The sequence below is a fragment of the Erythrobacter oryzae genome (assembly GCF_030271515.1).
Taxonomy (GTDB): Bacteria; Pseudomonadota; Alphaproteobacteria; order Sphingomonadales; family Sphingomonadaceae; genus Erythrobacter; species Erythrobacter oryzae.
The window spans coordinates 153351-177398 of the sequence record NZ_JASCXI010000002.1; the positions used below are offsets into that span (position 1 = coordinate 153351).

General features: G+C 68.5%; 24 protein-coding genes. 5 read left to right on the top strand and 19 right to left on the bottom strand.

The window, feature by feature from the left end; all coding sequences use genetic code 11:
* Positions 1 to 57: 57 nt before the first annotated feature.
* Complete coding sequence (gene ruvA / locus PFX90_RS05480) at positions 58 to 666, top strand: Holliday junction branch migration protein RuvA (protein ID WP_285711377.1); 609 nt, start codon at positions 58 to 60, stop codon at positions 664 to 666.
* A 35-nt stretch (positions 667 to 701) separates the two neighbouring features.
* Here ruvA and PFX90_RS05485 read toward each other — a convergent pair whose 3' ends face one another.
* A complete protein-coding gene (locus tag PFX90_RS05485; RefSeq protein WP_285711378.1) occupies positions 702 to 1037 on the bottom strand; it encodes a GIY-YIG nuclease family protein in 336 nt (111 codons plus the stop codon).
* Between the two features lie 59 nt (positions 1038 to 1096).
* Between PFX90_RS05485 and ruvB the strand changes: the two genes are divergently transcribed.
* A complete protein-coding gene (gene ruvB, locus PFX90_RS05490; RefSeq protein ID WP_285711379.1) occupies positions 1097 to 2128 on the top strand; it encodes a Holliday junction branch migration DNA helicase RuvB in 1032 nt (343 codons plus the stop codon).
* Between the two features lie 407 nt (positions 2129 to 2535).
* Here the strand turns inward: ruvB and PFX90_RS05495 are convergent, their stop codons facing one another.
* From PFX90_RS05495 to PFX90_RS05515, 5 genes are all read right to left on the bottom strand, one after another.
* Positions 2536 to 2661, bottom strand: coding sequence for a hypothetical protein (locus PFX90_RS05495; protein WP_285711380.1), 126 nt, complete (start codon positions 2659 to 2661; stop codon positions 2536 to 2538).
* 51 nt (positions 2662 to 2712) lie between these two features.
* Entirely contained in the window at positions 2713 to 3702 is a 990-nt protein-coding gene (locus tag PFX90_RS05500; RefSeq protein WP_285711381.1) for a hypothetical protein, read from the bottom strand.
* 84 nt (positions 3703 to 3786) lie between these two features.
* A complete protein-coding gene (locus tag PFX90_RS05505; protein ID WP_285711382.1) occupies positions 3787 to 4281 on the bottom strand; it encodes a rhodanese-like domain-containing protein in 495 nt (164 codons plus the stop codon).
* Between the two features lie 8 nt (positions 4282 to 4289).
* Positions 4290 to 6962, bottom strand: a complete 2673-nt coding sequence (gene acnA / locus PFX90_RS05510; RefSeq protein ID WP_285711383.1) for an aconitate hydratase AcnA — start codon at positions 6960 to 6962, stop codon at positions 4290 to 4292.
* A gap of 117 nt (positions 6963 to 7079) precedes the next feature.
* The gene (locus PFX90_RS05515) at positions 7080 to 7982 is read right to left on the bottom strand and encodes a DMT family transporter (protein ID WP_285711384.1); all 903 of its coding nucleotides are present in this window, start codon (positions 7980 to 7982) and stop codon (positions 7080 to 7082) included.
* Between the two features lie 199 nt (positions 7983 to 8181).
* Here PFX90_RS05515 and PFX90_RS05520 point away from each other — a divergent pair, with 199 nt between their 5' ends.
* Positions 8182 to 9546, top strand: a complete 1365-nt coding sequence (locus PFX90_RS05520) for a L,D-transpeptidase family protein (RefSeq protein WP_285711385.1) — start codon at positions 8182 to 8184, stop codon at positions 9544 to 9546.
* Between the two features lie 247 nt (positions 9547 to 9793).
* On the opposite strand, the gene PFX90_RS05525 is transcribed toward PFX90_RS05520, so the two are convergent.
* From PFX90_RS05525 to ispG, 7 genes are all read right to left on the bottom strand, one after another.
* Positions 9794 to 10309, bottom strand: coding sequence for a hypothetical protein (locus PFX90_RS05525; RefSeq protein ID WP_285711386.1), 516 nt, complete (start codon positions 10307 to 10309; stop codon positions 9794 to 9796).
* Positions 10310 to 10312: 3 nt separating this feature from the next.
* Positions 10313 to 11014, bottom strand: a complete 702-nt coding sequence (locus PFX90_RS05530; protein ID WP_285711387.1) for a murein L,D-transpeptidase catalytic domain-containing protein — start codon at positions 11012 to 11014, stop codon at positions 10313 to 10315.
* 79 nt (positions 11015 to 11093) lie between these two features.
* Positions 11094 to 12560 (bottom strand): NAD(P)-binding protein, encoded by a 1467-nt coding sequence (locus tag PFX90_RS05535; RefSeq protein WP_285711388.1) that lies wholly within the window; start codon positions 12558 to 12560, stop codon positions 11094 to 11096.
* Positions 12557 to 13444, bottom strand: a complete 888-nt coding sequence (locus tag PFX90_RS05540; protein WP_419180090.1) for a histone deacetylase family protein — start codon at positions 13442 to 13444, stop codon at positions 12557 to 12559. Before PFX90_RS05540 ends, PFX90_RS05535 begins: the two co-directional genes overlap by 4 nt.
* A gap of 34 nt (positions 13445 to 13478) precedes the next feature.
* Positions 13479 to 14024, bottom strand: coding sequence for a manganese efflux pump MntP (locus PFX90_RS05545; protein WP_285711390.1), 546 nt, complete (start codon positions 14022 to 14024; stop codon positions 13479 to 13481).
* The gene (locus PFX90_RS05550; protein ID WP_285711391.1) at positions 14021 to 14812 is read right to left on the bottom strand and encodes a thioredoxin family protein; all 792 of its coding nucleotides are present in this window, start codon (positions 14810 to 14812) and stop codon (positions 14021 to 14023) included. Before PFX90_RS05550 ends, PFX90_RS05545 begins: the two co-directional genes overlap by 4 nt.
* Positions 14809 to 15963 (bottom strand): flavodoxin-dependent (E)-4-hydroxy-3-methylbut-2-enyl-diphosphate synthase, encoded by a 1155-nt coding sequence (ispG, locus tag PFX90_RS05555; protein WP_285711392.1) that lies wholly within the window; start codon positions 15961 to 15963, stop codon positions 14809 to 14811. Before ispG ends, PFX90_RS05550 begins: the two co-directional genes overlap by 4 nt.
* Positions 15964 to 16066: 103 nt before the next feature.
* Between ispG and PFX90_RS05560 the strand changes: the two genes are divergently transcribed.
* Complete coding sequence (locus tag PFX90_RS05560; protein WP_285711393.1) at positions 16067 to 17005, top strand: alpha/beta hydrolase fold domain-containing protein; 939 nt, start codon at positions 16067 to 16069, stop codon at positions 17003 to 17005.
* On the opposite strand, the gene PFX90_RS05565 is transcribed toward PFX90_RS05560, so the two are convergent.
* Together PFX90_RS05565 and PFX90_RS05570 are read right to left on the bottom strand one after the other, a co-directional pair.
* Positions 17002 to 17952: an SDR family NAD(P)-dependent oxidoreductase gene (locus tag PFX90_RS05565; protein ID WP_285711394.1), complete on the bottom strand. Its 951-nt coding sequence runs from the start codon at positions 17950 to 17952 to the stop codon at positions 17002 to 17004. The genes PFX90_RS05560 and PFX90_RS05565 overlap by 4 nt on opposite strands.
* A gap of 11 nt (positions 17953 to 17963) precedes the next feature.
* The gene (locus PFX90_RS05570) at positions 17964 to 18476 is read right to left on the bottom strand and encodes a GNAT family N-acetyltransferase (RefSeq protein WP_285711395.1); all 513 of its coding nucleotides are present in this window, start codon (positions 18474 to 18476) and stop codon (positions 17964 to 17966) included.
* A gap of 73 nt (positions 18477 to 18549) precedes the next feature.
* Here PFX90_RS05570 and PFX90_RS05575 point away from each other — a divergent pair, with 73 nt between their 5' ends.
* On the top strand, positions 18550 to 19614 hold the full coding sequence (locus PFX90_RS05575; protein WP_285711396.1) for an isoaspartyl peptidase/L-asparaginase family protein: 1065 nt from the start codon (positions 18550 to 18552) through the stop codon (positions 19612 to 19614).
* A 125-nt stretch (positions 19615 to 19739) separates the two neighbouring features.
* Here PFX90_RS05575 and bla read toward each other — a convergent pair whose 3' ends face one another.
* From bla to PFX90_RS05595, 4 genes are read right to left on the bottom strand one after another with little or no spacing between them, the layout of a single operon-like run.
* Positions 19740 to 20675, bottom strand: coding sequence for a class A beta-lactamase (gene bla / locus PFX90_RS05580; RefSeq protein WP_285711397.1), 936 nt, complete (start codon positions 20673 to 20675; stop codon positions 19740 to 19742).
* Entirely contained in the window at positions 20672 to 21613 is a 942-nt protein-coding gene (locus tag PFX90_RS05585; RefSeq protein ID WP_285711398.1) for an RDD family protein, read from the bottom strand. The genes bla and PFX90_RS05585 overlap by 4 nt, the downstream gene beginning before the upstream one ends.
* Positions 21610 to 22674: a stage II sporulation protein M gene (locus PFX90_RS05590; protein WP_285711399.1), complete on the bottom strand. Its 1065-nt coding sequence runs from the start codon at positions 22672 to 22674 to the stop codon at positions 21610 to 21612. The genes PFX90_RS05585 and PFX90_RS05590 overlap by 4 nt, the downstream gene beginning before the upstream one ends.
* Positions 22671 to 24047 (bottom strand): DUF58 domain-containing protein, encoded by a 1377-nt coding sequence (locus tag PFX90_RS05595; RefSeq protein ID WP_419180082.1) that lies wholly within the window; start codon positions 24045 to 24047, stop codon positions 22671 to 22673. Before PFX90_RS05595 ends, PFX90_RS05590 begins: the two co-directional genes overlap by 4 nt.
* Position 24048 lies beyond the last annotated feature (1 nt).

Consider the following 24048-nt stretch of genomic DNA (forward strand, 5'->3'; position numbering starts at 1 on the left):
GTGGGCATCTGTCCATAAAGGCTGGACGCTGGGCGGGCCTTCCTTCAGGAACAAACCATGATTGCAAAGCTCTCAGGCAGACTGGACGCGACCGGCGAGGACTGGGCGATCGTCGACGTCGGCGGGGTGGGCTACCTTGTTCACTGCTCCAGCCGCACGCTCGCCGCGCTGGGCGAGGTGGGAGAGGCCTGCACCGTCCACACCGAATTGCAGGTGAGCGAGAACGACATGCGCCTGTTGGGTTTCGCGGAAAGCTCCGAGCGTGACTGGTTCCGGCTGCTGACCGGCGTGCAGGGGGTGGGGAGCAAGGTCGGCCTCGCGATCCTCTCCGCGCTCTCGACCGGAGAACTGCGCGAGGCTTGCGGGAGGGGCGACGCGGCGATGGTGGCCCGCGCGCAAGGTGTGGGGCCGAAGCTGGCGGGCAGGATCGTCAACGAGCTCAAGGATAAGGCGGGCGCGATGCCGGGCGGCTCGGGTGGCTTTGCGGCTGGCGTGGCGGCCGCCCCGGCGGGCAGCAAGGGTGCGGACGCGGCGAGCGCCCTAGAAAACCTCGGGTTCAAGCCTGCTGTCGCGGCGCAGGCCGTCGCGCGGGCGCTCGAGGAACTGGGCGAGGGCGCGAGCGAGGGCGACCTGATCCGCGTGGCGCTGAAGAAGGCGGCGGGGTGATGAACGCCACCTCCCTCCGTCATCCTGAACTTGTTTCAGGATCCATCAGGCCTTCCGCGTGGATCTACCGGCGCAAACCCCAGCCCGACCGCCAGATCATGCCAATCGGGGTTCTCGCTCTCGATAAGGTTGATCTTCCACTGCCGGTGCCAGCGCTTCAGCTGCTTCTCGCGCAGGATCGCGCCTTCCATGTCGCCGAACAGCTCGTAGCGGACGAGACAGTGAACCTTGTAGCGGCGGGTGAAGCCGGGGACGACGCCGTTCCGATGTTGCCACAGCCTGCCGATCATATCGCTGGTTACGCCGATGTAGAGCGTGCCGTGCCGCTGGCTGGCGAGGATGTAGACGCATGGTTGGCGCTCTTGTCGCATAGTGCTGAGAGTGACCCACGATGGATGCTGAAACAAGTTCAGCATGACGGGGGTGTGCAATGAACGACCCCCCCCTCCACTCCCCCACCCGCCAGCCCGGCGACCCGGACGCGGCCCTCCGCCCGCGCCGCCTCGCGGAATTCGTCGGGCAGGAGGCGGCCAAGGGGAACCTTGCCGTCTTCATCGCCGCTGCCCGCGCCAGAGGCGAGGCGATGGATCATACCTTGTTCTTCGGGCCGCCGGGCCTCGGCAAGACCACGCTGGCGCAGATCATCGCGGGCGAGCTGGGCGTGGGCTTCCGCGCCACCAGCGGCCCCGTCATCGCCAAGGCGGGCGACCTTGCCGCGCTGCTCACCAATCTCGAACCGCATGATGTGCTGTTCATCGACGAAATCCACCGCCTCTCTCCGCAAGTCGAGGAAGTGCTCTACCCGGCGATGGAGGACCGCGCGCTTGACCTCATCATCGGGGAGGGGCCCTCGGCGCGCAGCGTGCGGATCGACCTGCCGCCCTTCACGCTGATCGGGGCGACCACCCGGCAGGGCCTGCTGACCACGCCTTTGCGCGACCGCTTCGGCATCCCCGTCAGGCTCAACTTCTACACCCACGAGGAGCTGGAGCGCGTCGTCACCCGTGCGGCGGGGCTCATGGGCCTCGCCATTGCGCCCGACGGGGCGCACGAGATCGCCCGCCGTTCGCGCGGGACGCCGCGTGTCGCTGGACGGCTGCTGCGGCGCGTGCGCGACTTCGCCGATGTCGCGGGGAGCAGCACCGTCACCCGCGCGGTCGCGGACGAGGCTCTGACCCGGCTCGAGATCGACCGCCTCGGGCTCGACCTGATGGACCGCCGCTACCTCACCATGATCGCGACCATCTACAAGGGCGGGCCGGTCGGGATCGAGACGCTGGCGGCGGGCCTCGCCGAGCCGCGCGATACGGTGGAGGAGGTGGTCGAGCCCTATCTGATCCAGCTTGGTCTGGTGGCGCGCACCGCACGCGGCCGCGTGCTCAACGATGCCGGATGGGCGCATCTCGAGCTTCAGCCGCCCAAAGAATCACCCCCAAGTCAGGCCGGACTGTTCGAAGACTGAGTCGCGCCCCACTACGGGCCTGCGCGTTAACCATTCGCCTAACGCGGCCCCCGTTTTCGGTGCCAGTTCGGGACAGGCCCCCCGAAATCAAGCGATTCCGCGGCGATTCCGGCGCGTTCGGGGCCCGCTGCTTGGTTAACCCGATTGCCCCTCGCCGCCATCTGACATCAATAGAAGGCTGGATTTGGGGGAATTGCGGACAAGCCGCAGCCACCCCGCAAGCAAACAGGGTAAACGACCATGTCGCTCAAACTGGCCATCGCGAAACTCTCTGCCGCAGCGGCAGGTGTCGCATTGTTGCAAGGTGGTGCAGTGCGCATGGCCGAGCCGATGAACACCGAAGCGCCCGACTTTGCGACCAACATCGACGGGAAGCTGATCGAGGTCGATCCGGTCACCGGGGCGCGCTACATCAAGTCGCGCGAGCGGATCATCACCGTGCCCGAGGAGCGGCGCCGCCGCATCGTCGAGCGCACCGTCGAGTGCCAGCCGGTCGGGGCGGCCGGCAGCGCGGCGAGCATGCCGGCGGGCACGGTCCAGGCCTATTATGACGCGGCGCAGTGCCCGCCGATCGAGCAGGTCGCCTACATGCCCGCGCCGCTTCCGCCGCTTCCGCCGATTTCGGGCGGCGGCGGGCCGGGTGGCGGCTGGGGCGGCGGCTTCGGAGGCGGTTTCGGCGGCGGCTTCGGCTTCGGCGGCGGATTCTTCGGCGGCTTCTTCGGCGGCGGCGGGTCTTCGTCAGGCGACGTTTCGGTCTCGACCACCACTTCGACCTCGACCTCGGGTGGCAGCAGCGGCACCACCAGCAGCAGTGGCTCGAGCGGCATCGTGATCGATATCGACATCGACAATTCGACCTCGACGACCTCGTCCTCGGGCACGCTGACCTCGACCACCACCTCGTCCTCGGGCGTGGTGACCTCGTCCACCGGGCAGGTGTCGAGCAGCACGGGCCAGGTCTCGAGCAGCACCGGCGCGGTCACCAGCAGCACGGGCGCAGTGTCGAGCACCAGCACTTCGGGCAATGTCTCGTCTTCGACCGGCGCGGTGTCGAGCTCGTCGGGCAATGTCAGCTCCTCGGGCAACGTCAGTTCCTCGACCGGGGCGGTCAGCAGCTCGTCGTCGTCCTCCTCCTCGTCCTCGTCGAGCTCCTCGTCCTCGTCGTCTTCCTCCTCGTCGTCCTCGGGCGGCAGCAGCGGGAAGCCGGGCGGCAGCTCGGGCTCCTCGGGCAGCAGCAGCGGCAGCAGCTCGTCCTCGTCGTCGGGCAGCAGCAGCTCCTCCTCGGGCGGGGCGACCAGCGGCGGGTCTTCGGGTGACATGACCAGCAGCACCAGCAGCTCGTCGTCGTCCTCGTCGTCGTCTTCCTCGTCCTCGAGCAGCAGCGGTTCGTCGGGTTCGTCCGGCAGCAGCGGGTCTTCGGGGTCGAGCTCCTCGTCGAGCAGCAGCAGCAGCTCCTCGTCGTCCTCGTCTTCGTCGAGCAGCAGCAGCGGTTCTTCGGGTGGCCATGATGTGCCCGCCCCGCCGATGACGATCCTGTTCGGCCTCGCAGCCGCCGCGGTTCTCGGGCGCCGCAAGTTCCTCGGCTGAGGCCAGAGCACAAACGCAAACCAGAAAGGGCGGCCTTGCGGGGCCGCCCTTTTTCGTTGGGTTTGCGAGGCTTACTCGGGTTTCTCGACCGGCTGTCCGGCGGCCTGCCAGGCGAGGATCCCGCCCTCCAGATGCTCCACCGGCTTGCCGGTCGCGGCGGCGAGTTTCTCGCCGGCCATGCCCGAACGGCGGCCCGAGCGGCAATAGAGCACCACCTCGCGCCCGTCGCTGAGATCGAGCTTGGCGGGATCGAAACGGTCGAGCGCGATATGCTCGGCGCCCGGGATCACGCCCTCGGCCACCTCTTCGTCGGTGCGCACGTCGATCAGGCGGACATTGCCCGCCGCGATCTTGGCGGCGAGTTCCTCGGGCGTGAGCGGCACCAGCGCAGAGCGCTCGGGTGCCGCCTCGGCCTCGCCCGCGGTTCCGGCGAAGGCCAGTTCGAAGCCGAGGGGCACCGACGGCGCGTCGCGCTTGCCCTTCGATCCGCCCGCATCGTCCCCGCAGGCCGACAGGGCCAGCAGCAGGGCGGGGGCGAGAAGAAGGGCGGCGCGACCGGGTCTCATGCCTCTCCTTATGCCGCAAGCTTGCGCAGAACGTAATGGAGAATCCCGCCGTGGCGGTAATATTCCATTTCGTTTGCGGTATCGATGCGACACAGGGCGGTGAAGCTGAACTGCGAACCGTCCGCGCGGGTGACCTCCACCGTGACGTCCTGACCGGGGGTCAGGTCGGCAAGGCCGCGGATCGAGAAGGTGTCGGTGGCGGTGAGGCCGAGGGTCTGGCGGGTGTCGCCTTCCTTGAACTGCAGCGGCAGCACGCCCATCCCGACGAGGTTCGAGCGGTGGATGCGCTCGAAGCTCTCGACGATCACCATGCGGACGCCGAGCAGTATCGTGCCCTTGGCCGCCCAGTCGCGCGAGGAGCCCGTGCCGTATTCCTTGCCGCCGATGACGACCAGCGGGGTGCCGTCTTCCTTGTGCTTCATCGCCGCGTCGTAGATCGGCATGGTCTCGCCGCCATAGGTCGAGAACCCGCCTTCGACGCCCGGGACCATCTCGTTCTTGATGCGGATGTTGGCGAAGGTGCCGCGCATCATCACTTCGTGGTGGCCGCGGCGCGAGCCGTAGGAGTTGAAGTCCTTCTTGGCGACCTGATTGGCCATCAGGAACTTGCCGCCCGGGCTGTCTTCCTTGATCGACCCGGCCGGCGAGATGTGGTCGGTGGTGACCGAATCGCCGAGGATCGCCAGCGGCTTGGCATCGACGATGTCCATGATCGGCGCGGGCGTCATGGTCATGCCCTCGAAATAGGGCGGGTTGGCGACATAGGTCGAACCGGCGCGCCACTGGTAGGTGTCCGAGGGCTCGACGGTGATCGCCTGCCAGTGCTCGTCACCGTCATAGACGTTGGCGTAGCGGCTGACGAACATCGACCGGTCGATGTTGGCGGCGCGGTGCGCGGCGACTTCGGCGTTGGTCGGCCACAGATCGGCGAGCATCACCGGGTCGCCGTTCTGGTCGTGGCCGATCGGGGTGGTGGTGATGTCCGCGGTGACGGTGCCCTTCAGCGCATAGGCCACCACCAGCGGCGGCGAGGCGAGGAAGTTGGCGCGCACGTCGGGCGAGACGCGGCCTTCGAAGTTGCGGTTGCCCGAGAGCACCGAGGCGGCAACGATGTCGTTGCCGTTGATCGCGGCGCTGATGGGTGCTGCCAGCGGCCCCGAGTTGCCGATGCAGGTGGTGCAGCCATAGCCGACAAGGTCGAAACCGACCGCATCGAGGTGCTCCTGCAAGCCCGACTTCACGAGGTAATCGGTCACAACCTGCGATCCGGGGGCGAGCGAGGTCTTGACCCACGGCTTGGGCTTCAACCCCTTCTCGTTCGCCTTCTTCGCGACAAGGCCGGCGGCGATCAGCACGTCGGGGTTCGAGGTGTTGGTGCAGGAGGTAATGGCCGCGATCACCACGTCGCCGTCACCAATGTCGTGGTCCTTGCCCTCGACCGCGACGCGCGCGGGCGCGGACTTGCCATAGGCCTTGGAAAGGTCGGCGTTGAACAGGTCGTCGACTTCCTGGAGGATCACCTTGTCCTGCGGGCGCTTGGGCCCCGCAAGGCTGGGGACGACGGCGGCCATGTCGAGGCTGAGGGTCTTGGTGAAGACCGGCACGTTCGCCGGATCGAACCACATGCCCTGCGCCTTGGCATAGGCTTCGACCAGCGCGATGGTCTCTTCGCTGCGGCCGGTGAGACGCAGGTAGTCGAGGGTCTTGTCGTCGATCCCGAAGAAGCCGCAGGTCGCGCCGTATTCAGGGGCCATGTTGGCGATGGTCGCGCGGTCGGCGAGGGTGAGGTTGGCGACGCCCGGCCCGTAGAATTCGACAAAACGGCCCACCACGCCGACATTGCGGAGCATCTGCACGCAGGTCAGCACGAGGTCGGTCGCGGTCACGCCTTCGGCCATCGCGCCTTCGAGATAGAAGCCGACAACCTCGGGGATCAGCATCGAGACCGGCTGGCCGAGCATCGCGGCCTCAGCCTCGATCCCGCCGACGCCCCAGCCGAGCACGCCCAGACCGTTGATCATGGTGGTGTGGCTGTCGGTGCCGACGCAGGTGTCGGGATAGGCGACCATCACGCCATCCGGCCCTTCCGACGACCACACCGCGCGGGCGAGGTGCTCGAGGTTCACCTGGTGGCAGATCCCGGTGCCCGGGGGCACGGCGGTGAAGTTCTGGAAGCTCTTCGAGCCCCACTTGAGGAAGTCGTAGCGCTCGGCATTGCGCTCGTATTCGAGCGCCATATTGGCTTCCATCGCCTTGGGATGGCCGAATTCGTCGACCATCACCGAGTGGTCGATCACGAGGTTCACGGGGACCAGCGGGTTGATCTTGGCGGTATCGCCGCCGAGCTTCTTGATCGCATCGCGCATCGCGGCCAAGTCGACCACGCAGGGCACGCCGGTGAAGTCCTGAAGGAGGACGCGCGCCGGGCGGTACTGGATTTCCTCGCCGGTGACGGGGTTCGCCTGCCAGTCGACCAGCGCCTGGATGTGCTCGCGCGCGACGGTGAAGCCGCCGTCCTCGAAGCGCAGCAGATTCTCGAGCAGCACCTTCATCGAGATCGGCAGCTTGCTGATGTCGCCCAGCTGCTCGGCCGCCTTGGCGAGCGAGTAATAGGCGTACTGCTTGCCGTTCACGTCAAGCATCTGGCGCGTGCCGAGCGAATCCTGGCCGATTGCGGTCATGGGAGGTTCCGTCCTTTCGATTGGCCCGCCCCCGATCCACCAAGGGCGCGGTTTTCGACGCCGCTCCTGCGCGCCCTCGCGCGCGAGGTCAAGGGGGGTTCCCCTAGGGCAATAGTCTCATGCCACCGCCGCGGCCTGCACCCGCGGGGCGCGGGCGGCGATCCAGCAGCCGGTGACGATCAGCGCGGTGCCCGCCAGCGTGGGCAGCGTGACCGCCTCGCGGAAGAACACCCAGCCAGTGATCGCCGCCCAGACGAAGCCCGAATATTCGGTCGGCACCAGCACGCTGGCGGGCGCGCGGGCATAGGCGAAGGCGATCGCGAAGGAGCCGCACACCGTCAGCACCGCCGAAATGCCGAGCGGCAGCGCGGCCGCGATCTGCGGGGTCTGCCACAGGAGCGGGGCCATGAGCAGCAGCACCACAGCGCTGACCCCGCTGTGGAAGGTCGCGATCTCGAGCGCGCTGGCGACCTGTGCCTGCCGCCGGATGACGATGAAGTTGTAGGCGTAGAGCAGCGCCGAGACGAACACCGAGGCGACCCCCAGCATGGCGTTCTCGTCGAACCCGCCGCTCCCGATCCGCCCGCCGACGATCACCAGCGTGCCGGCAAAGCCCAGCAGGCTCGCGCCGATCGCACGGGTGCTGATCGTCTCGCCGAGCAACACGCGGGCAAGGTAGAGCGCCAGCAGCGGAGCGATGAAGGACAGCGCGATCGCCTCGGCGAGCGGCAGGAGGGTGATCGAATGGAAGAAGGTCAGCGCCATGAAGGCCGAGACCACGCCGCGCTCGAGGTGCAGCTTCAGCACCTCGCGCGACGGCATCCGCCCGCCGCGCAGCCGCCATACCGGGGCGACCAGCCCGGTGCCGATCACCGCGCGCAGGGTGGTCGCGGTGTAGGCGCCGATCAGCAGTGCGGCCTCCTTCATGAAGGCGTCCATCAGCGACAGGAACCCGACGCCCGCGAGCGCAGCGCCGAAGGGCAGCAGGGCGTGATGGGGCTTGGGCGCTTCGAAGCTCATGCGCGCCGCCATAGGCCGGGGCGGCGCGAAGGTCACGCCCCCCTCGTCCGAGGGGGGATCAGGGTCTCTCAAGGGTGTGAACATTAATGCAGGTGAAAGCCAAGATGGTTGATAGGGGCGGGGCTGCGCGGGTATGACTGCGGGCGACAAGCGATGCCGCCAACCTCCCGGCGGCACGGGGCGAGAAGGCAACAGACGAATGATCAGGTTCTCGGGCAGGTTGGCTGGCGGCGTGGCTGTAGCGGCGCTGGTGGCGAGCGCAGCGCTGGCGCAGGACGCCGCCGCGCCTGCCCCCGCGCCCTCGCCCACCGCCTCCAAGGCCTTCTCCGAGGCCTTCCCGCCGACCGTCTCGCAGCCGGTGGTACAGGCCACGCCGCAAGTCGCCCCGCTGGTGCAGGCCTGGACCGTGGCGCAGGCGCAGGCGCTCGTCGCGGTGATCGAGGGTATCGGCGCCGAGGGCCTCGACCCGCGCGACTACGACCTCGCCCCGCTGAAGGTCGCCATCGCCTCGGGCCCCTCCGAGGAACTCAACCGCATGGCCTCGCAGAGCTTCGTCTGGCTGGTCGAGGACCTGCGCGACGGGCGCACGCCGATGGAGGCGCGCCAGCAGTGGTTCGTGGTCGACCCCGACCGCGAGGCGAACCCCTCGGGCAATGTGCTGGCCGAGGCATTGAAGACCGGCGACATCGCCGGCACCCTCGCCAAGCTCAACCCGACCCACCCCGATTACGCCCGCCTCAAGGCCGAACTTGCCGCCACCTCGGACGGCCAGACCGCGCGGCGCAAGCTGATCCGCGCCAACATGGACCGCTGGCGCTGGCTGGCGCGCGACCTCGGCCCGCAATACCTCATCACCAACGTCCCCGAGTTCCAGCTGCGGCTGACGGTCAAGAACAAGATCATCAGCACCTACCGCACGATCGTCGGCAAGCCGGGGCGGACCGCCACCCCGCAGCTCGCCGAGGTGGTCGAGGGCGTGGTGTTCAACCCGACCTGGACGGTGCCGCAGTCGATCGTCAAGGGCGAGGGGCTGGGCGCGCGGGTGCTCGCCAACCCCGCCTGGGGCCGCGCCAACGGCTATGTCGCGACCAAGGGCGCGAACGGCTACATCACCGTGGTGCAGCAGCCCGGGCCGGGCAATTCGCTCGGCCGGATGAAGCTCGAAATGCCCAACGAGCATGCGATCTTCTTCCACGACACGCCCTCGCGCCACCTCTTCGCCAATGACTTCCGCGCCCTCTCGCACGGCTGCGTGCGCACCGAGCGGGCGCTGGAGCTTGCCATGACGATGGCGATCCTCGGCAAGGGCGCGACCCGCGAGGAAGCGGTCGCGATCGCGGATTCGGGCAAGTACAAGAAGGTGATGCTGACCAAGCCTTGGCGCGCCTACATCACCTATTTCACGATGGCCTCGGACATCAACGGCGAGATGGCGACCTTCAAGGACATCTACGGCCGCGACGCGCCGGTGCTCGCCAGCCTCGACAAGCCGCGCGTGCGCGACCGCTCGGCCAAGCCGACGAGCGAGGTGATCGTGATCGAGGACGACCTCAAGGATACCTGAGGCGGCCAAGCTCCGCGCAAGAGGGGCGGGGCTTATCTCGCGAAGTTCACGAAGTTCACATTGCAAAACGCGCAATCCTACAGGAATTGCGCTGATTTTTCTGTGGGTTGTGGGTGAATTGCGAAGTTCACACATATTCGCGCGCATCGCGCAGACGATGCGTTCTTGCTGCGGGGTGCAGCGGGGGTTTGACGATCCGAAAGAGCCGCGCGCAGTCTATCGCGGCGCTGCCGTGTAGGAAAGCGCTCTAGGCCGTCGGCTCCGGCTCGGGTTCGTCCCACGGGCTGAGCGCGCGCGAGGTCAGCACCGCCCGGCGATAGAACAGGCCGCCCGGCAGGGCATAGGCGGTCGTCAGCACGGGGAAAATCCAGACATCCTCGCCCCATACCGAGGCGGCGCCGAGGCTTCCGGCGACCGCCAGCCCCATCGCCAGCGGGATGCCCACCGCCGCGGCCAGCCCGAGCGGACCGGCGAGCCTGCGGCCCAGCAGGGACGCGAGCGGCACGCCGACGAGCGCGGCCGTCAAGGCGCAGACGGGCGTGGCGACGAGAATGGTGAGGAGCAAAAAAGCGATCAGCCAGGGGATCGTCCAGATCGTCAAGTCGGCGAAGGACACGAGCGCGCCCGGAAAGGCCGGACTGAGAAACACCGCCAGCGTCGCCACCGATCCCACCGCCGCCGCCTGCACGCTCGCCGGGAGCACGCCCACGAGGGCCGAGCCAGCATTAAGCTCGAACCAGGCCGTGCTCGGACGGTAAGGCATCGATCAGTAGGCGGCGATCGACGGGCGCGGGGCGAGGTCGAGGGGCTGGCGCTGGTACATCGCCAGCTCGGGAATCGGCTGGATGCTGCCGTCCTCCTCCAGCCCCAGGCTGTCGGCATAGAGCAGCCGCCCGCCGGACAGGTGCATCAGCGCCTCGCGGAACTGTTCGGTCCCCATCGCGAAGCACCCGTTGGAGCGCCCGAGGCGGCCCCACTTTTCGAGGTGCGAGGTCTCGGCATAGTCGGCGTGGTGCATGACGATGTAGCGCCGCAGCGCCGCCTCGTTGCTCTCGTCGAGCCCGCCGAGGCGGACCGAGGTGCCGTAGCGGCCCTTGTACCACTCCCACGTCACGTAAGCCCCGCGGCTGGTGGCGTTGGAGCCTTCGGTGTTCGAGAAATCCTTGAGCCAGCCGTCATGCTGCGGGTCGGAGCCCATGCCGTGGCTGACGTGGTAGGACTGCACCTCGCCCCTATCGAGATTGACGAAGTGGAAGCGCGGCTTGGCAGAGTGCAGGCCGAAATCGGCGATGCCGACGATGTCCTGCCGCCAGATTGCGTTGCCGGCGCGCAGCAGCTCGCGCTTGGCGATGCCGATGAGGATGCGGTCGCGCGGGGTGCCGGCCATCGGGGTCGCGAACAGGCGGGCGGGCAGCGCCAAAGCCGCTCCGGCTGCCAGAGTTCCCTTGAGGATGTCGCGACGCTTCATTGCTGTGTAACGTAGCGGCCGCGGGGCCAGTTCCCAAGCCGCGGTTTAACGTAGATCAGCATTTCGTCGCAAACCTGCGTCAACTCGCGGGCGCGGTCTGCCCGTCGTGGAGCGCCTTGGCCGCCATGCCGAGCCGGATGACGTCGGGCATCGCCGCCATCACCGCCTCGCGAAAGCCGCCGAGGGCCGCGAGCCGGGGGTCACGGGCTGCGCTCATCCGCGCGATGGTCGGCCCCGTGGGATCGAGCCGCGACTTCGCCAGCCATGCGGCGATCTCGGGGGTCTGGGTCCAGGTGCCGCGGTTCATGAGGTTCATCATGAAGGCATAGGGGAAGGTCGCGGGCGTATCGGTCAGATCGGCAGGGCGGGCGAGCTGGTTCCTGGTCGCGTCGTCGGGGAAATGCACTTCGAGAAAAGCGGTGAGCGCGGCGCTGAAGGTGACCAGCGGGGCGAGCACCGGCTGGAGCACGATGGTGTCGCCGCGGAACTGCGGCCCGGCATTCTCGGCCGCGGCGAAGGGCACGGCGCGCGCGGTGCAATCGATGTGGAGCGCGCCTTCGGGGATGGGGTGTGTGGCGTCGCCGAAATGCAGCGCGCCGTTGGCGACACGGGTGACGCGGCCCTTGCGGATCACCTGCGTAATGCGCCGCAGCATCGCGATCTCGCCCTCGGAGATCACGGCGTAGTGATACATCTGAGGCGTCACATCGGGGTCGATGCGCAGCATGTAGCCGCCCTGCTCGAGCCGCTCGAACACCTCCTCGCCACTCTGCGCAGCCCGGAAGGCTTCGAGATGGGCGCGCTGGCTCTCGACCGTGGCGGCGAGGAAGTCCTCGCCCGGTTGCAGGTATTTGCGGTTGTTGAGCCAGCTGTCACGCGGGCGCACCCAGTGGATGCGGTCGGGCGCGACCCCCGCCTCGATCAGCCACACCGCCACGTCCATCGCGGTCTTGCCGCCGCCGAGGATGACGAAGCTCTGGGGGATCGCGTCGGGGCGCTTCCACAGATCGGGCAGGTCGCCGGGAATGGCGATGCGGGCGTCCTCGTCCACCGCGAAGGCGCGTGTGTGGGTGGAGGGGACCGAGGTCTGGTAGAAGGTCGCATCGACCAGCTTGCGGCGCACGGCGATGCGGGTTTCCTCGCCCGAGATCACGCCGCGGATGGTTGCGATGCCGCTCTCGTCGCGGCCCTTGAACTCGGCGAGGCGATGGTAGGCGACGCGCCCGCTCGGCAGCAGGCGCAGGTTCATCACCTTCTCGAAATAGGCGAGCACCTCGGTGCCGCTGGCGAGCGCGCAGAGGCCCGCATTGGCCCCGTGGGTATCGATCGCCTCGCTCGCGAAGGCCATCGAATTGACCCCGTAGAAGGCCGAGGGCTGGTGCAGCGCGACGAAGGAATAGGCGTCGTTCCAGTGCCCGCCGGGCTTGGCGTGCTTGTCGACGAAGGTGATGTGGCAGCCCGGGTCCTCGTCGATCAGCGAATCGGCAAAGGCCAGGCCGACCGCGCCGGCGCCGACGATGAGGTAATCGGTTTCGTGGATGGTCATGCCTGCTCCCCGGGGTGGCGTGTGTTCTCGTCTGCCATTGTCAGCATCGAGGCCGCGTGGCGCGCGGCGACTTTGCGTGGATCATCGCCATAGCCGCCGCCGAGCGCGCTGGCGATGGGCAGTCCGCGCTTGCGGGCTTCGCGGATGACGAAGCGGTCGCGCATGGCCAGCCCCGCGTCGGTCAGCGCGAGCCGCCCGAGCTTGTCGTCATGGTGCGGATCGACTCCCGCCTGATAGAGCACGAAATCGGGCGCGAAGTCGGCGAGGACGGGGGGCAAGTGGCGGGTGAGCGCCTCCATGTAGCCATCGTCGTCGAGGCCGTCGGGCAAGGACACATCGCGGCTGGAGCGCGCTTTCCTGACCGGAAAATTCTTCTCGGCATGGAGCGAGAGCGTGAAGATGTCGGCGCGCCCTGCGGTGAGGCTGGCGGTGCCATCGCCCTGATGGACGTCGCAGTCGACGATCAGCACGCGGGCCGCGTGGCCCTCGGCGATCAGGCGGTTGGCGGTCACCGCGAGGTCGTTGAACACACAATAGCCCGCGCCGGTGTCATGCAGCGCATGGTGGCTCCCGGCGGTGGAGTTGGCGGCGTAGCCGTGGCGGCGGGCAAGCTGGGCGGCGAGCCATGTGCCGCCGTTGGTGTGGCGCACGCGCGCGGTGATCGCGGGCGTGACCGGAAAGCCGATCCGCCGCTCCTTGGCGCGGGGGACTGCGGCGCGGAAGACCTCGTCGACATAGTCGGGGCAGTGGACCGCCTCGAGCCATTCGCGGGGCATGGGCTCGGGCGCGTGCTCGGTGATCGCGGCCCCCGAGGCGCGCAGTTCCTCCATCACGAGGTAGTATTTGTCGAAGCGGAAGCTGCCGCGCTCCGGCCGGGGCGCCATGTAGTCGGCGTGGTGGACGACGTGGAGCACGCGCTCACAGCCACCCGGAATGCTCGGCGAGGATCTTGCACCCCAGCCCGATCAGGATCACGCCCCCGATGCGCTCGGCCCATTCGCCCAGATGCTCGCCCGCGCGGTGGCCCAGCACCACGCCCGCGCCGCTGAGCGCAAAAGTGACGAGCCCGATCAGCCCCACCGCAAGCCACGGCGAGACGCCCAGCGTCGGCAGCGTGATCCCCGCCGCCAGCGCATCGATACTGGTCGCCACCCCCGCGATCAGCAGCGCGCGGCCGGTGAGCGCATGGGCCGCCTCTTCGTCCCCCACATGCCCGCCGAGCATCCGCACCCCTAGGAAGGCGAGCAGCCCGAAGGCGATCCAGTGATCGATCGCCGCAACATAGGCCAGCGCCACCGCCCCGATCCCCCATCCGGCGAGCGGCATCAGCGCCTGAAACCCCCCGAAGGTCGCCGCGATGGCCAGCCCCCCCGCCGCCGAGGGCCGGAACCGCGCGCCCTGCGTCAGCGCGACGGCAAAGGCGTCCATCGCAAGGGCGAAGGCAAGGAGAAGAGCGGCGATCATGGGGCGACCGGCTGGCCCTCGGGAGCGCGCGCGAAGCCGACCTTGGCGCCGCGCTTCTGGAACTGGAAAACCCCTGCGGCGACACACCGCCACGGGGTCTGCGGGCCGCTGCGCAGCAGGATTGCGGGGTTCTCCGGCAGACCCGTCAAGGCGGACACCTCGCCCACCCACGGTCCACCGGGCGACAAGGCGAAGCGGCACCCTGCATCGTCGTTGCCGACCCAGACCTCGGCGTCAGCCTGCCTCACGGTGATCGAAGTCGTCGCCATGGGCAGCGACGAAGCGGCCTCCGCTTCGCCCGCCAAAGCAGCGAGATAGGCGTAGATCGCCTCCTCGCTGCGGCTCGCCGCGTTGCGCCAGCTGCGGGCGCTCTCGAGGTTCACCGCGCGGCCTTCGGGGGTGAGCACCAGCAGGGCGGGGGTGTTCTTCATGTCGGCAAGGCCGAAGCGCTCCGCGATGGCGAGGTTCCGGCCCTCCCCGGTCTGCGGCATGCCGACATCGACGAACACCAGCTCGTAGCGCTCGGCCACCAGCGCGGCGAAGCGCGGGGTTTCGAGCCATCCGGCGAGCGCGCGGCTGTCGTGGCACCAGTTCGCGCCGAGCACCAGCAGCACCCGCTTTCCCGAGACCGCGGAGCGGGCGAGGGCCCCCTCGACATCGGCCATGGCATCGGCGTCGGCCGGATAGGCGCGCGCCTCGGGGTGGAGGAGCGCGGCGGGCTCGTAGGGCGTTGTCTCGCAGGCAGCGGCCCCCGCCGCCAGCAGCGCCGCCAGCAGCAGGCGGATCACTCGGCGGCGACAGCTTGCTGCGGCGCGGCGTGGGGATCGAAGGCAGTCGCCTCCCCGCGCTCGATCTCGGCGGCCTTTTCCTCGACGAGGCGCACGATGTGGTCGAGCATGTCCTCGTCCTGGATCGTGTGGTCGGTGACGCCGCGCAGATAGACCATGTGCTTGCCCGCGCCGCCGCCGGTGAGGCCGACGTCGGTCTCGCGCGCCTCGCCCGGGCCGTTGACGACGCAGCCGAGGATCGAGAGGCTCATCGGCGTCTTGATGTGTTCGAGCCGCGCTTCGAGCGCCTCGACCGTGCGGATGACATCGAAGCCCTGCCGCGAGCACGAGGGGCACGAGACGATCCGCACGCCGCGGGTGCGCAGGCCGAGGGCCTTGAGCATCTCGAAGCCGACCTTGATTTCCTGCTCGGGCTCGGCGGAGAGCGAGACGCGGATGGTGTCGCCGATGCCCGCCCACAGCAGGCTGCCGATGCCGATGGAGGACTTGACCGTCCCGCCGATCAGCCCGCCCGCCTCGGTGATGCCGAGGTGCAAGGGGCAATCGACCGTTTCGGCGAGGCCATGATAGGCCGCGACCGCGAGGAATACGTCGGAGGCCTTCACCGCCACCTTGTATTCGTGGAAATCGTGGTCCTGCAGCAGCTTGATGTGATCCAAGGCGCTTTCGATCAGCGCCTCGGGACAGGGCTCGCCGTATTTCTCGAGCAGGTCCTTTTCCAGCGACCCGGCATTGACCCCGATGCGGATCGCGCAGCCATTGGCCTTGGCGGCGCGCACCACTTCGGCGACGCGCTGCGCCGAGCCGATATTGCCGGGGTTGATGCGCAGGCACGCCGCGCCAGCGTCCGCCGCTTCCAGTGCGCGCTTGTAGTGGAAGTGGATGTCGGCGACGATCGGGATGCGTGCGGCGCGGGTGATCTTCTTGAAATCGCGCGTCGATTCCTCGGTCGGGCAGGAGACGCGGATGATGTCCGCGCCCACATCCTCGCAGCGCCGGATCTGGTCGAGCGTGGCGCGCACGTCCTCGGTCGGGGTGTTGGTCATGGTCTGCACGGTGATGGGAGCATCACCGCCAACGGGGACATTCCCCACCATGATCTGGCGCGATTTGCGCCGCTCGATCGTGCGCCACGGACGGATGGAAGACATGGGGCGGCATATAGGCGGCAAAGCGCGTCGGGGCAATGACAAGCAGGTGCGCTTGACTTCGCTCCCCCGCGCGGCAGTCTGCGCGCCAAACAGGGGAGAGACCATGCTGACCCATTCTTCGATCGAGCTGCGCTCGCCGTCGCCCAGCCTGCTGATGCGCGGCATCAAGTGGATGGTGGGCCGCCAGACCCCGGTCTTCCCGCTCGACGAGGCGGGGTTCCATGCGCAGATGGCGGGCAGGAAGCTGCCGCTGGATGCGCCGATGCCGGAGGGGTTTCGCGGCAAGTTCCTCGTGGAGGAGCGCGAGTTGCTCGGCCACAAGGTGGTGACGCTGCATCCCAAAGGCGGCCGTGCGGAATGGCACATGCTCTATTTCCACGGCGGCGGCTTCGTGAAGCCGATGTTCAAGGTCCACTGGCCGCTGGTCGCCGAGATGGTGAAACGCTGCGGCACGAGCGTCACTGTGCCGCTCTATCCGGTGGTGCCCGAGGCGCCTTACACCGCGCAGGACGATCTGGCGGATGCGGTGTGGGCCGACCTTGCGGCAAGGCACGATCCGGCCCGGATCATTCTCAATGGTGACAGCGCAGGCGGGCACATGGCGCTGGCGCTCGCGCTGCGGCTGGCGGCGGCAGGCGGCCCGCAGCCGGGCAAGCTCGCGCTGTTTGCCCCGTGGCTCGACCTTGGCCTCGCCGACCCGGCGATTGCCGCGATCGAGCCGCATGACGTGATGCTCAAGATCGGCACCTTGCGCGCCTGCGGGGGCCTCGTCGCCGCGGGCCGGGCGATGGACGATCCGGCGGTGAGCCCGCTCTATGCGTCTTCGGAAGCGCTCGCCGCGCTCCCGCCGACGCGGATCTGGACCGGGCGGCACGACCTCTTCATCGTGGATTCGCGCAGCTTCCTCACCCGGCTGGTCGAGGCGGGGGTCGACGCGAAGCTCTACGAATACGAGGCCGCGCCGCACGTCTTCATGGCGATCCTCCCCACCCGCGAGGCGAAGGATGCGCTCGGCCTGCTCGCGGAGTTTGTCGCGAGCTAGCTAGGGTAGCGCACCCCGGTCAGCTCCTCGCTCATCGCCCACAGGCGGTCGGCATAGCTGGTGTTGAGCGCGTAGGAGCGCACGCCGTGGGTGGAGCTTTCGTCGTCCACCTCGGCGACATGGCAGTCCTCGCAATAGACCCCGCCCTTGCCTTCGAGCTCGAGCGCGGTCGCTGCCCAGCAGCTGGTCGCCGCGCCCTGGGGGATGGTCTTCCACTGGAAGCCGGTATCGCGCGAGGTCACGCGCGCCATCAGCGCCTCCATCATCTCGGGCGTCATGTGGCGGCCGAGATTGGTCTGGATCCCGCCCGGATGCACCGCATAGGCGTGGATGCCGAGCACGGCATAGCGCTGTTCCAGACCCACCGAGAACAGCACGTTGGCGGTCTTGGAATGGCCATAGGCGATCCACGGGTCATAGGCGCGGCGCTCGAAGAAGGGGTCGTCGAAATCGACGGGCGCGAAGTGGTGCCCGCGGCTCGAGAGGTTGACGATGCGCTTGAGGTGCCCGCGCTCAATCAGCGGGAAGAGCTCGCCGGTCAGCGCGAAGTGGCCGAAGTGGTTGGTGCCGATCTGCATCTCGAACCCGTCATGGGTGTGGCTGAACGGGGTCGCCATGACGCCGGCATTGTTGATGAGGATGTCGATCTTGTGGAACCGCTGGCGCGCGCGCGAGGTAGCGGCGCGGATGTTCTCGAGGGAGGTCAAGTCCACGGTCAGCGTCTCTAGCTGCGCCTTGGGATGATCGGCCTTGATCGCGGCGACGCTCTCGTCGAGCTTGCCCTGATCGCGCCCGGCGAGGATCACCTCGGCACCCCGGCTGGCCATCGCCCGCGCGGTCTCCTGCCCGAGGCCCGAATTCGCCCCCGTGACGAACACCGTGCGCCCCGACAGGTCCTTGCCCGCCAGCACCTCGTCGGTCGTGCTGACCCAGCCGAATGCGCTCATGGTCCTCTCCCTTATAGTTTGAGCTCGTAGAGAAGCTCCGGATCGTAGTGATCGCCCACCTTGAAGGTGATGTCGGCGATCTTGGCAAAGCCGTAGCGCTGGTAGAAGCGCTGTGCGCCGAAGTTCTCCGCATAGACGCTGAGCAGAACGGCATCGTGGCCACCCTCGCGCGCATGGGCCAGTGCCCAGTCCATCAGCTTGGCGCCGATGCCGTGGCCGGTGTGGGTGGGGAGGGCATAGAGCTGGCCCAGCTCGATGGGGTTCTTCGCCTCGGTGAAGTCGCCGAACTTGGTGGGGTAGCGCAGCTTGCAGAAGGCGACGAGCTGGCCGTCGTCCTCGACGAGGCGGTGGGTGCATTCGTCTCCCGCGATCTCGCCCGCGACCGCTTCGGGGTTGTGCACCTCGGCGAGGAAGTCCGCGAGGTCTTTGGGGGTGTAGAGGTCACCGAATGCGGCGATGAAGGTCTCGGCGCCGAGGTGGGCAAGGGCGGGTGCGTCGGCGAGCGTGGCGGGGCGGTAGATCATGCCTCGCCCTAGCTTGCCGCGCGCGCGCTGTTAAGCTGGCGAAACAGGCGGGGCCGCGTTACACCTTGCGGCCATGAAGAAACTCCTCGCTCTGATGGCGCTCGCTCTGATGTCCCAGCCTGCTTTTGCCGATGAGGCGCCGAAATGGTCGCTGGCGATCCATGGAGGGGCGGGGACGCTCGACCCCAAGCAGATGACGCCCGAAAAGCGCGCGGCCTACGAGGCGGACCTGCAGCGCGCGCTCGATGCGGGGGCGAAGATCCTCGCCGAGGGCGGCGATGCGATGGACGCGGTGAAGGCCGCGATCGTGATCATGGAGGATTCGCCGCTGTTCAACGCCGGCAAGGGCGCGGTGTTCACCTGGGACGGGACCAACGAATTGGACGCCTCGATCATGGACGGGCGCGACCGCTCTGCGGGGGCGGTCGCGGGGGTGAAGACGGTCAAGAACCCGATCCTGCTGGCCGACACGGTGCGCACCCAGAGCGAGCACGTTTTTCTGGTGGGCAAGGGCGCGGAGGATTTCGCGGTCTCCAAGGGCTTTGCCGTGACCCCGCCCGAATATTTCGCGACCCCGGCGCGCCGCGAGGCTTTGGAAAGGCTCAAGGCGGAGAAGCTTTCGGCGCTGGATGTCGACCACAAATTCGGCACGGTGGGCGCGGTGGCGCTCGACCAGAAGGGTAACATGGCGGCGGGCACCTCCACGGGCGGGATGACAGGCAAGCGCTGGGGCCGCGTGGGCGACGCGCCGATGATCGGGGCTGGGACCTATGCGGACAACCGCGCCTGCGCGGTCTCGGCGACGGGCTGGGGGGAGTATTTCATCCGCGTCGGCGTGGCGCACGAGATCTGCGCGCGGCTGCGGGTGCTGCAGGGTGCGAACTGGCTCTTCCCTAAGGGTGCTGAGCCTGAGCAAGGTGACCGGACTTACCAGTCGCAAGCAGTCGCCGATGCGGTAATGGCCGACGTCGAGGAATTGGGCGGCGATGGCGGGGTGATCGTCGTTACGCCTTCGGGCGAGGCGATCTTCAGCTTCAACACCACCGGCATGTATCGCGGCCGCGCGACCAGCGCCGGGGTGAACGAAGTCGCGATCTTCGGCGGCGAGGAGAAGGCGTCGGCGACGCCGGATCATTGATCCAGAAACGCCCCTCCCTTCAGGGAGGGGTTGGGGGTGGGGCGAGGCCGCAGGCCTCGCTCACGTGGCCGCTGGCGGTTGTTCCCACCCCCCGACCCCCTCCCGCAGGCGGGAGGGGGAGGAAGTCAGTAAAGCTTCCCCACCAGCGGCAACCCGCGTTCGGGCTCGGCGAATTCCTTGATGATGCGGCCGACGCGGGCGAGGGTTTCCTGGCCGAGCGGCAGCATCTCGTCGATCGTCTGGCGCGCGCGGAAATAGCAGGCGAAGGTCAGGGGGCCCTCGCCCTTCGGCCCCTCGGCAAAGCCGATGTCGATGTAATTGTATTCGGTCGCCCCGATCAGCCCGCTGGTGCCGGTCTTGTCGCCCGCGACCCAACCTTCGGGGAGGCCCGCCCGCACCCGCTTGAGGCCGGTTTCGGTCTCGACCATCCACTGCTTGAGTTCGGCGCGCTCCTTCTCGGGCAGCACGTCGCCATAGACGATCTTCGCCACCGTGCGCGCCATTGCGGCGGGTGTGGTGGTGTCGCGGTACTCGCCGGTCGGTACGAGGTTCATCTCGGGCTCGAAGCGATCCACCCGGCTGACCTCGTCGCCGAGGCTGCGCCAGAAGGCGGTCAGCCCCGCCGGGCCGCCCAGTTGCTTCAGAAGAATGTTGGCCGCCGGATTGTCCGAGGTGATCTGCGTCGCCCGCGCCAGTTCCCGCAAGGTGGCGCCGGTTGCCATGCGCTCGCGGGTAAAGGGCGCGTGGTTCAGCATATCCGCCTCGGTCCACATCACATGGCGGTCGGCGTCGATCGTGCCCGCCGCGTGGCGCTGGAGCAGCAGCGCGGCGAGGCTCAGCTTGAACGAGGAGGCGTGGCCGAAGCGGCGGTCCTGATTGATCCCGACGCTCGCCCCGGTGGCAGTGTTGAATATCTCGACCCCGAGCGTGCCCCCGCCCGCCGCCTCGATGATCCGCAGTTCCGCGGCCAGCCGCCCGAGCGGCGACTGGTCGGGCGGAATGCACGCCCCCGCGCCCAGCGCCAGCGTGCCGCCGATGAAGAACCGCCGATCAACCTTCATGCAAACTTGTCCGCCTTGCGCTTGCCGAACCGGAGGTCGGCTTCGAGCTTGGCGCGCAATTGCGCATAGAAGGCCTCGAGAAAAGCCCTTTCGTCGCCCGCGCCCGGGTCCCAGCCGATCTTGCGGCAGATCGTGGCGTGGACCGCTGCAAGCGCTTCGGGCGGGCTGTCGCGCAGCATCCGCTCGAGGGTCTGGAGCTCCTTCTCGCCATAGATCGAAAGCTCCGCCTCGCCGAAGGCATAGCGCACGCCCGTCGCCTCGCTGGCGCCCCCGGCAGCCGCCGCGCCCTCGACCGAGAGCACCTTGGCGAGCTTGGCGCGCGGGCGCTCGACCACCCAGGTGCCCGCGATGATGTCGCCCGCGCGCAGGGCGTCGCGGTTGAAGAAGGGGAACAGCAGGAACAGCGCGAACCAGCCGGTCACCACCCAGCCGAGCACGCCGATGGGCTCGCCCCGCTCGGCCAGCACGGCGAGGATGAGGAGGGTGATGAGGGGGTAGAAGATCTCGATGTCGCGCAAGAGGTTGCGCGCGATCACGGCCTCGGGGGTGAGGCGCGTGCCCGCCCGCGCGGCGATGCGGATGCCGACGATGCGCTTGCCCAGCGTTGCCCCGCGCGGGCCCAGTTCCTGCACCAGGAAATAGCCGTACCACGCGCAGAACACGAAGATCGCCATGCAGATGCCGAGGAATTCGAGCACGCTGCTCGACATTGCGTCGAGGTCGAAGCCGCTCGCCTGCACCAGCCCGCGGGCGATGTAGTAGATCGTGATCTGCACCACGATCAGGCTGAACAGCAGGATCATGAAGTCGATCACCAGCGCGCCCGCGCGCGCTGTGCGCGCGGCGATGGTGATGGGGAGCGCCAGCCCCTCGGGCGTGACGAGCGTGCGCAGGCGCTTCTCGTCGCGCTGAGCGGGGGAGATGCCGCGCACGCTCATGCGGCGCGCTCCGGGGCGGCGGGGCGGTAGAGGAAGAAGTAGCTGAGCCAGAACACCAGCATCGTCCCCCCGATCATGAAGCGGGTATTGGTGTCCTCGACCAGCTGGCGCGGATAGGCCTCGAGGATCGCGGCGACCACCATCATCAGCGTGACGCCCACCATCACCACCGCCGCGCGGCGCCCGGCGGCAGCCGCAGCCTCGAGCACCGGGAGCTTGCCCGGGAAGGCCATCGCCCGCCCGATATGCAAGCCAGCCGCGCCCGAGAGCAGGATGCCGAAGATTTCGGTGGTGCCGTGGACGCTGAGCCATGCGGCGAGCTCCACCACGAGGTTCTGCCCGTTGTAGAGCCACAAGAGCACGCCCATCACCGCCATGTTGTGCACCAGCAGCATCAGCGAGGGGATGCCGAAGGCGAAGCCCAGCGCAAAGGCGAGGATGCACACGGCCGAATTGTTGCTGAACAGCTGCGCGGCGAACCCGGCGAGCCCGGCGGCGCCCTCGTCATGCTTCAGCACCGAGAGCAATTCCTCGCGGCTCGCGCCCGGCTGGCGCGGGTCCATCATGCCGCCGGGGAAGAGGCGGTAGAACCACGCCTCGTCCTGCGCCACCAGCAGCCAGCCGACGATCGCGCCCGCGACCATCACGAACAGCGCGATGCAGAGGTCGAGCCACAATTCGCGCACCGCGCGGCTCCAGCCGCCGAAGATGAAGCCGCGCAGCCAGCGCACGAAGCCCATGCGGGGGCCATAGACCTGGAACCATGCGCGCTGCACCAGCGCTTCGAGATAGGCGAGCGTGGCGGCATCGAGCGAGGTCTCGCGCGCCACCGAGAGCGAGGAGGCGGCGGTGCGGTAGAGCGCGGGGAGCGCGATCAGATCGTCGTCGGCGATCCGGCGGAGGCCGCCCTTTTCCATGCGGACGAGGATCGCCTCGAGGCGCTTCCACTCGCCTTCGCGCTCCAGCCGGAAGCGGTCGGAGCGCAGCGCCGCGCTTTCGATATCGGGCGAGGCTTCGACCTGTCCGCGCCCGAACCACGAGGAAATGACGGGGGCCTTCATCCGATCGCCTCGCTGTTGCGGATCGCGAGATAGTGGTCGATCAGGCGCGGGCCGATGCTCTCCCACGGGGCTTCGAGCACGTCGATCCCCAAGCGCCGCAGCCGCGTGAGCACCAGCTTCCGCTGCTGCGCGAGGCTGTCGGCGGTGACGCTGCGGGCGAGGGTGGCGATGTCGCCCGGGGGTGCGGTGATGAGGTCCTCGACCTCGCTGTCGGTCATGGTGACGAACAGCACCAAATGCTTGTTCACCAGCCGCCCGAGGCTTTCGACCATCAGCTCTGCCGCGGTGGGGTCGGTGAAGTCGGAGAAGATCACCACCAGCGAACGGCGCTGGAGCTTGGCGGTCAGCGTCGCCAGCGCGAGGGTGAAGTTGGGCTCGACCGGTTCGTAATCGAGCCCCGCTGCGGCGCTCTGCAAGCGGTAGAAGGCGCGCGCGTCGGCGATGAAGGGGGTCATCAACTGCGGGCGGCGGGCAAAGCCGAACAGCGCGACCTTGTCCCCGCCCTTCAGCGCGACATAGCCGCAGGTCAGCGCTGCCGAGACCGCGCGGTCGATGCGCGGCAACCCGTCGACCGGCTCGCACATCGCCTGCCCGCAATCGAAGGCGAAGACGATCTGGTTGTTGCGCTCGCTCTCGTTCTCGCGCGCGAAGAGGCGGGTGTGGCGCGCGCTTGCCTTCCAGTCGATGCGGCGGCGGTCCATGCCGGGCTCGTATTCGGAGAGGGCCTCGAACTGCGTCCCCTCGCCCCGGATGCGGCGGTTGATGAGGCCGATCTGGGCGTTGCGCAGGAAGGTTTGGAGGTCAGGCGAGCGCACCGGCGAGAGGTCGGGCCAGATGCGGACCGGCTTGCCGAGGGCGTAGTCGAACTGCCGCCCGCCGAGGCCCAGCGGCCCGGTCCAGCGGATCCACGCGCGCTCGACCAAGGCGGTGCCGCGGCGGGTGGGGGTGAGGGTCGTCTCCCCGCGCCAGCCATCGCCATAGGGCTCGGGCGAGAGGGTGAGCGCCACGCGGCCCTCCTCGGCAAGGCGCGGATCGCAGGCGAGCGCGGCCTCGGCGCGTTTGGGCTGGCGGCCCGCAAAGCGCGCGGTGATCGCGAGGCTGGTCGGCTGGCCGACCTCGATGTCTTCGCTCGTGCGGATTTCCCAGCCCTCGACCTTGCCGATCAGAGCCGCGTCGAGCGCGATCAGCAGCAGCAGCGCGCCGCCGAGCAGGGGCGCGGCGACCCATGCGCCGGGCGCGGTGGCGGCGATCACCACCGCAACCGGCGCGAGCGCGGCGGCGACCCACGCCGCGCGCTCGGTCGGCGCGATCACCATCAGCGGCCGCAGCGGCAGCAGCAGGATGTTGAGGAGGAGGCGAAGGACGCGGATCACC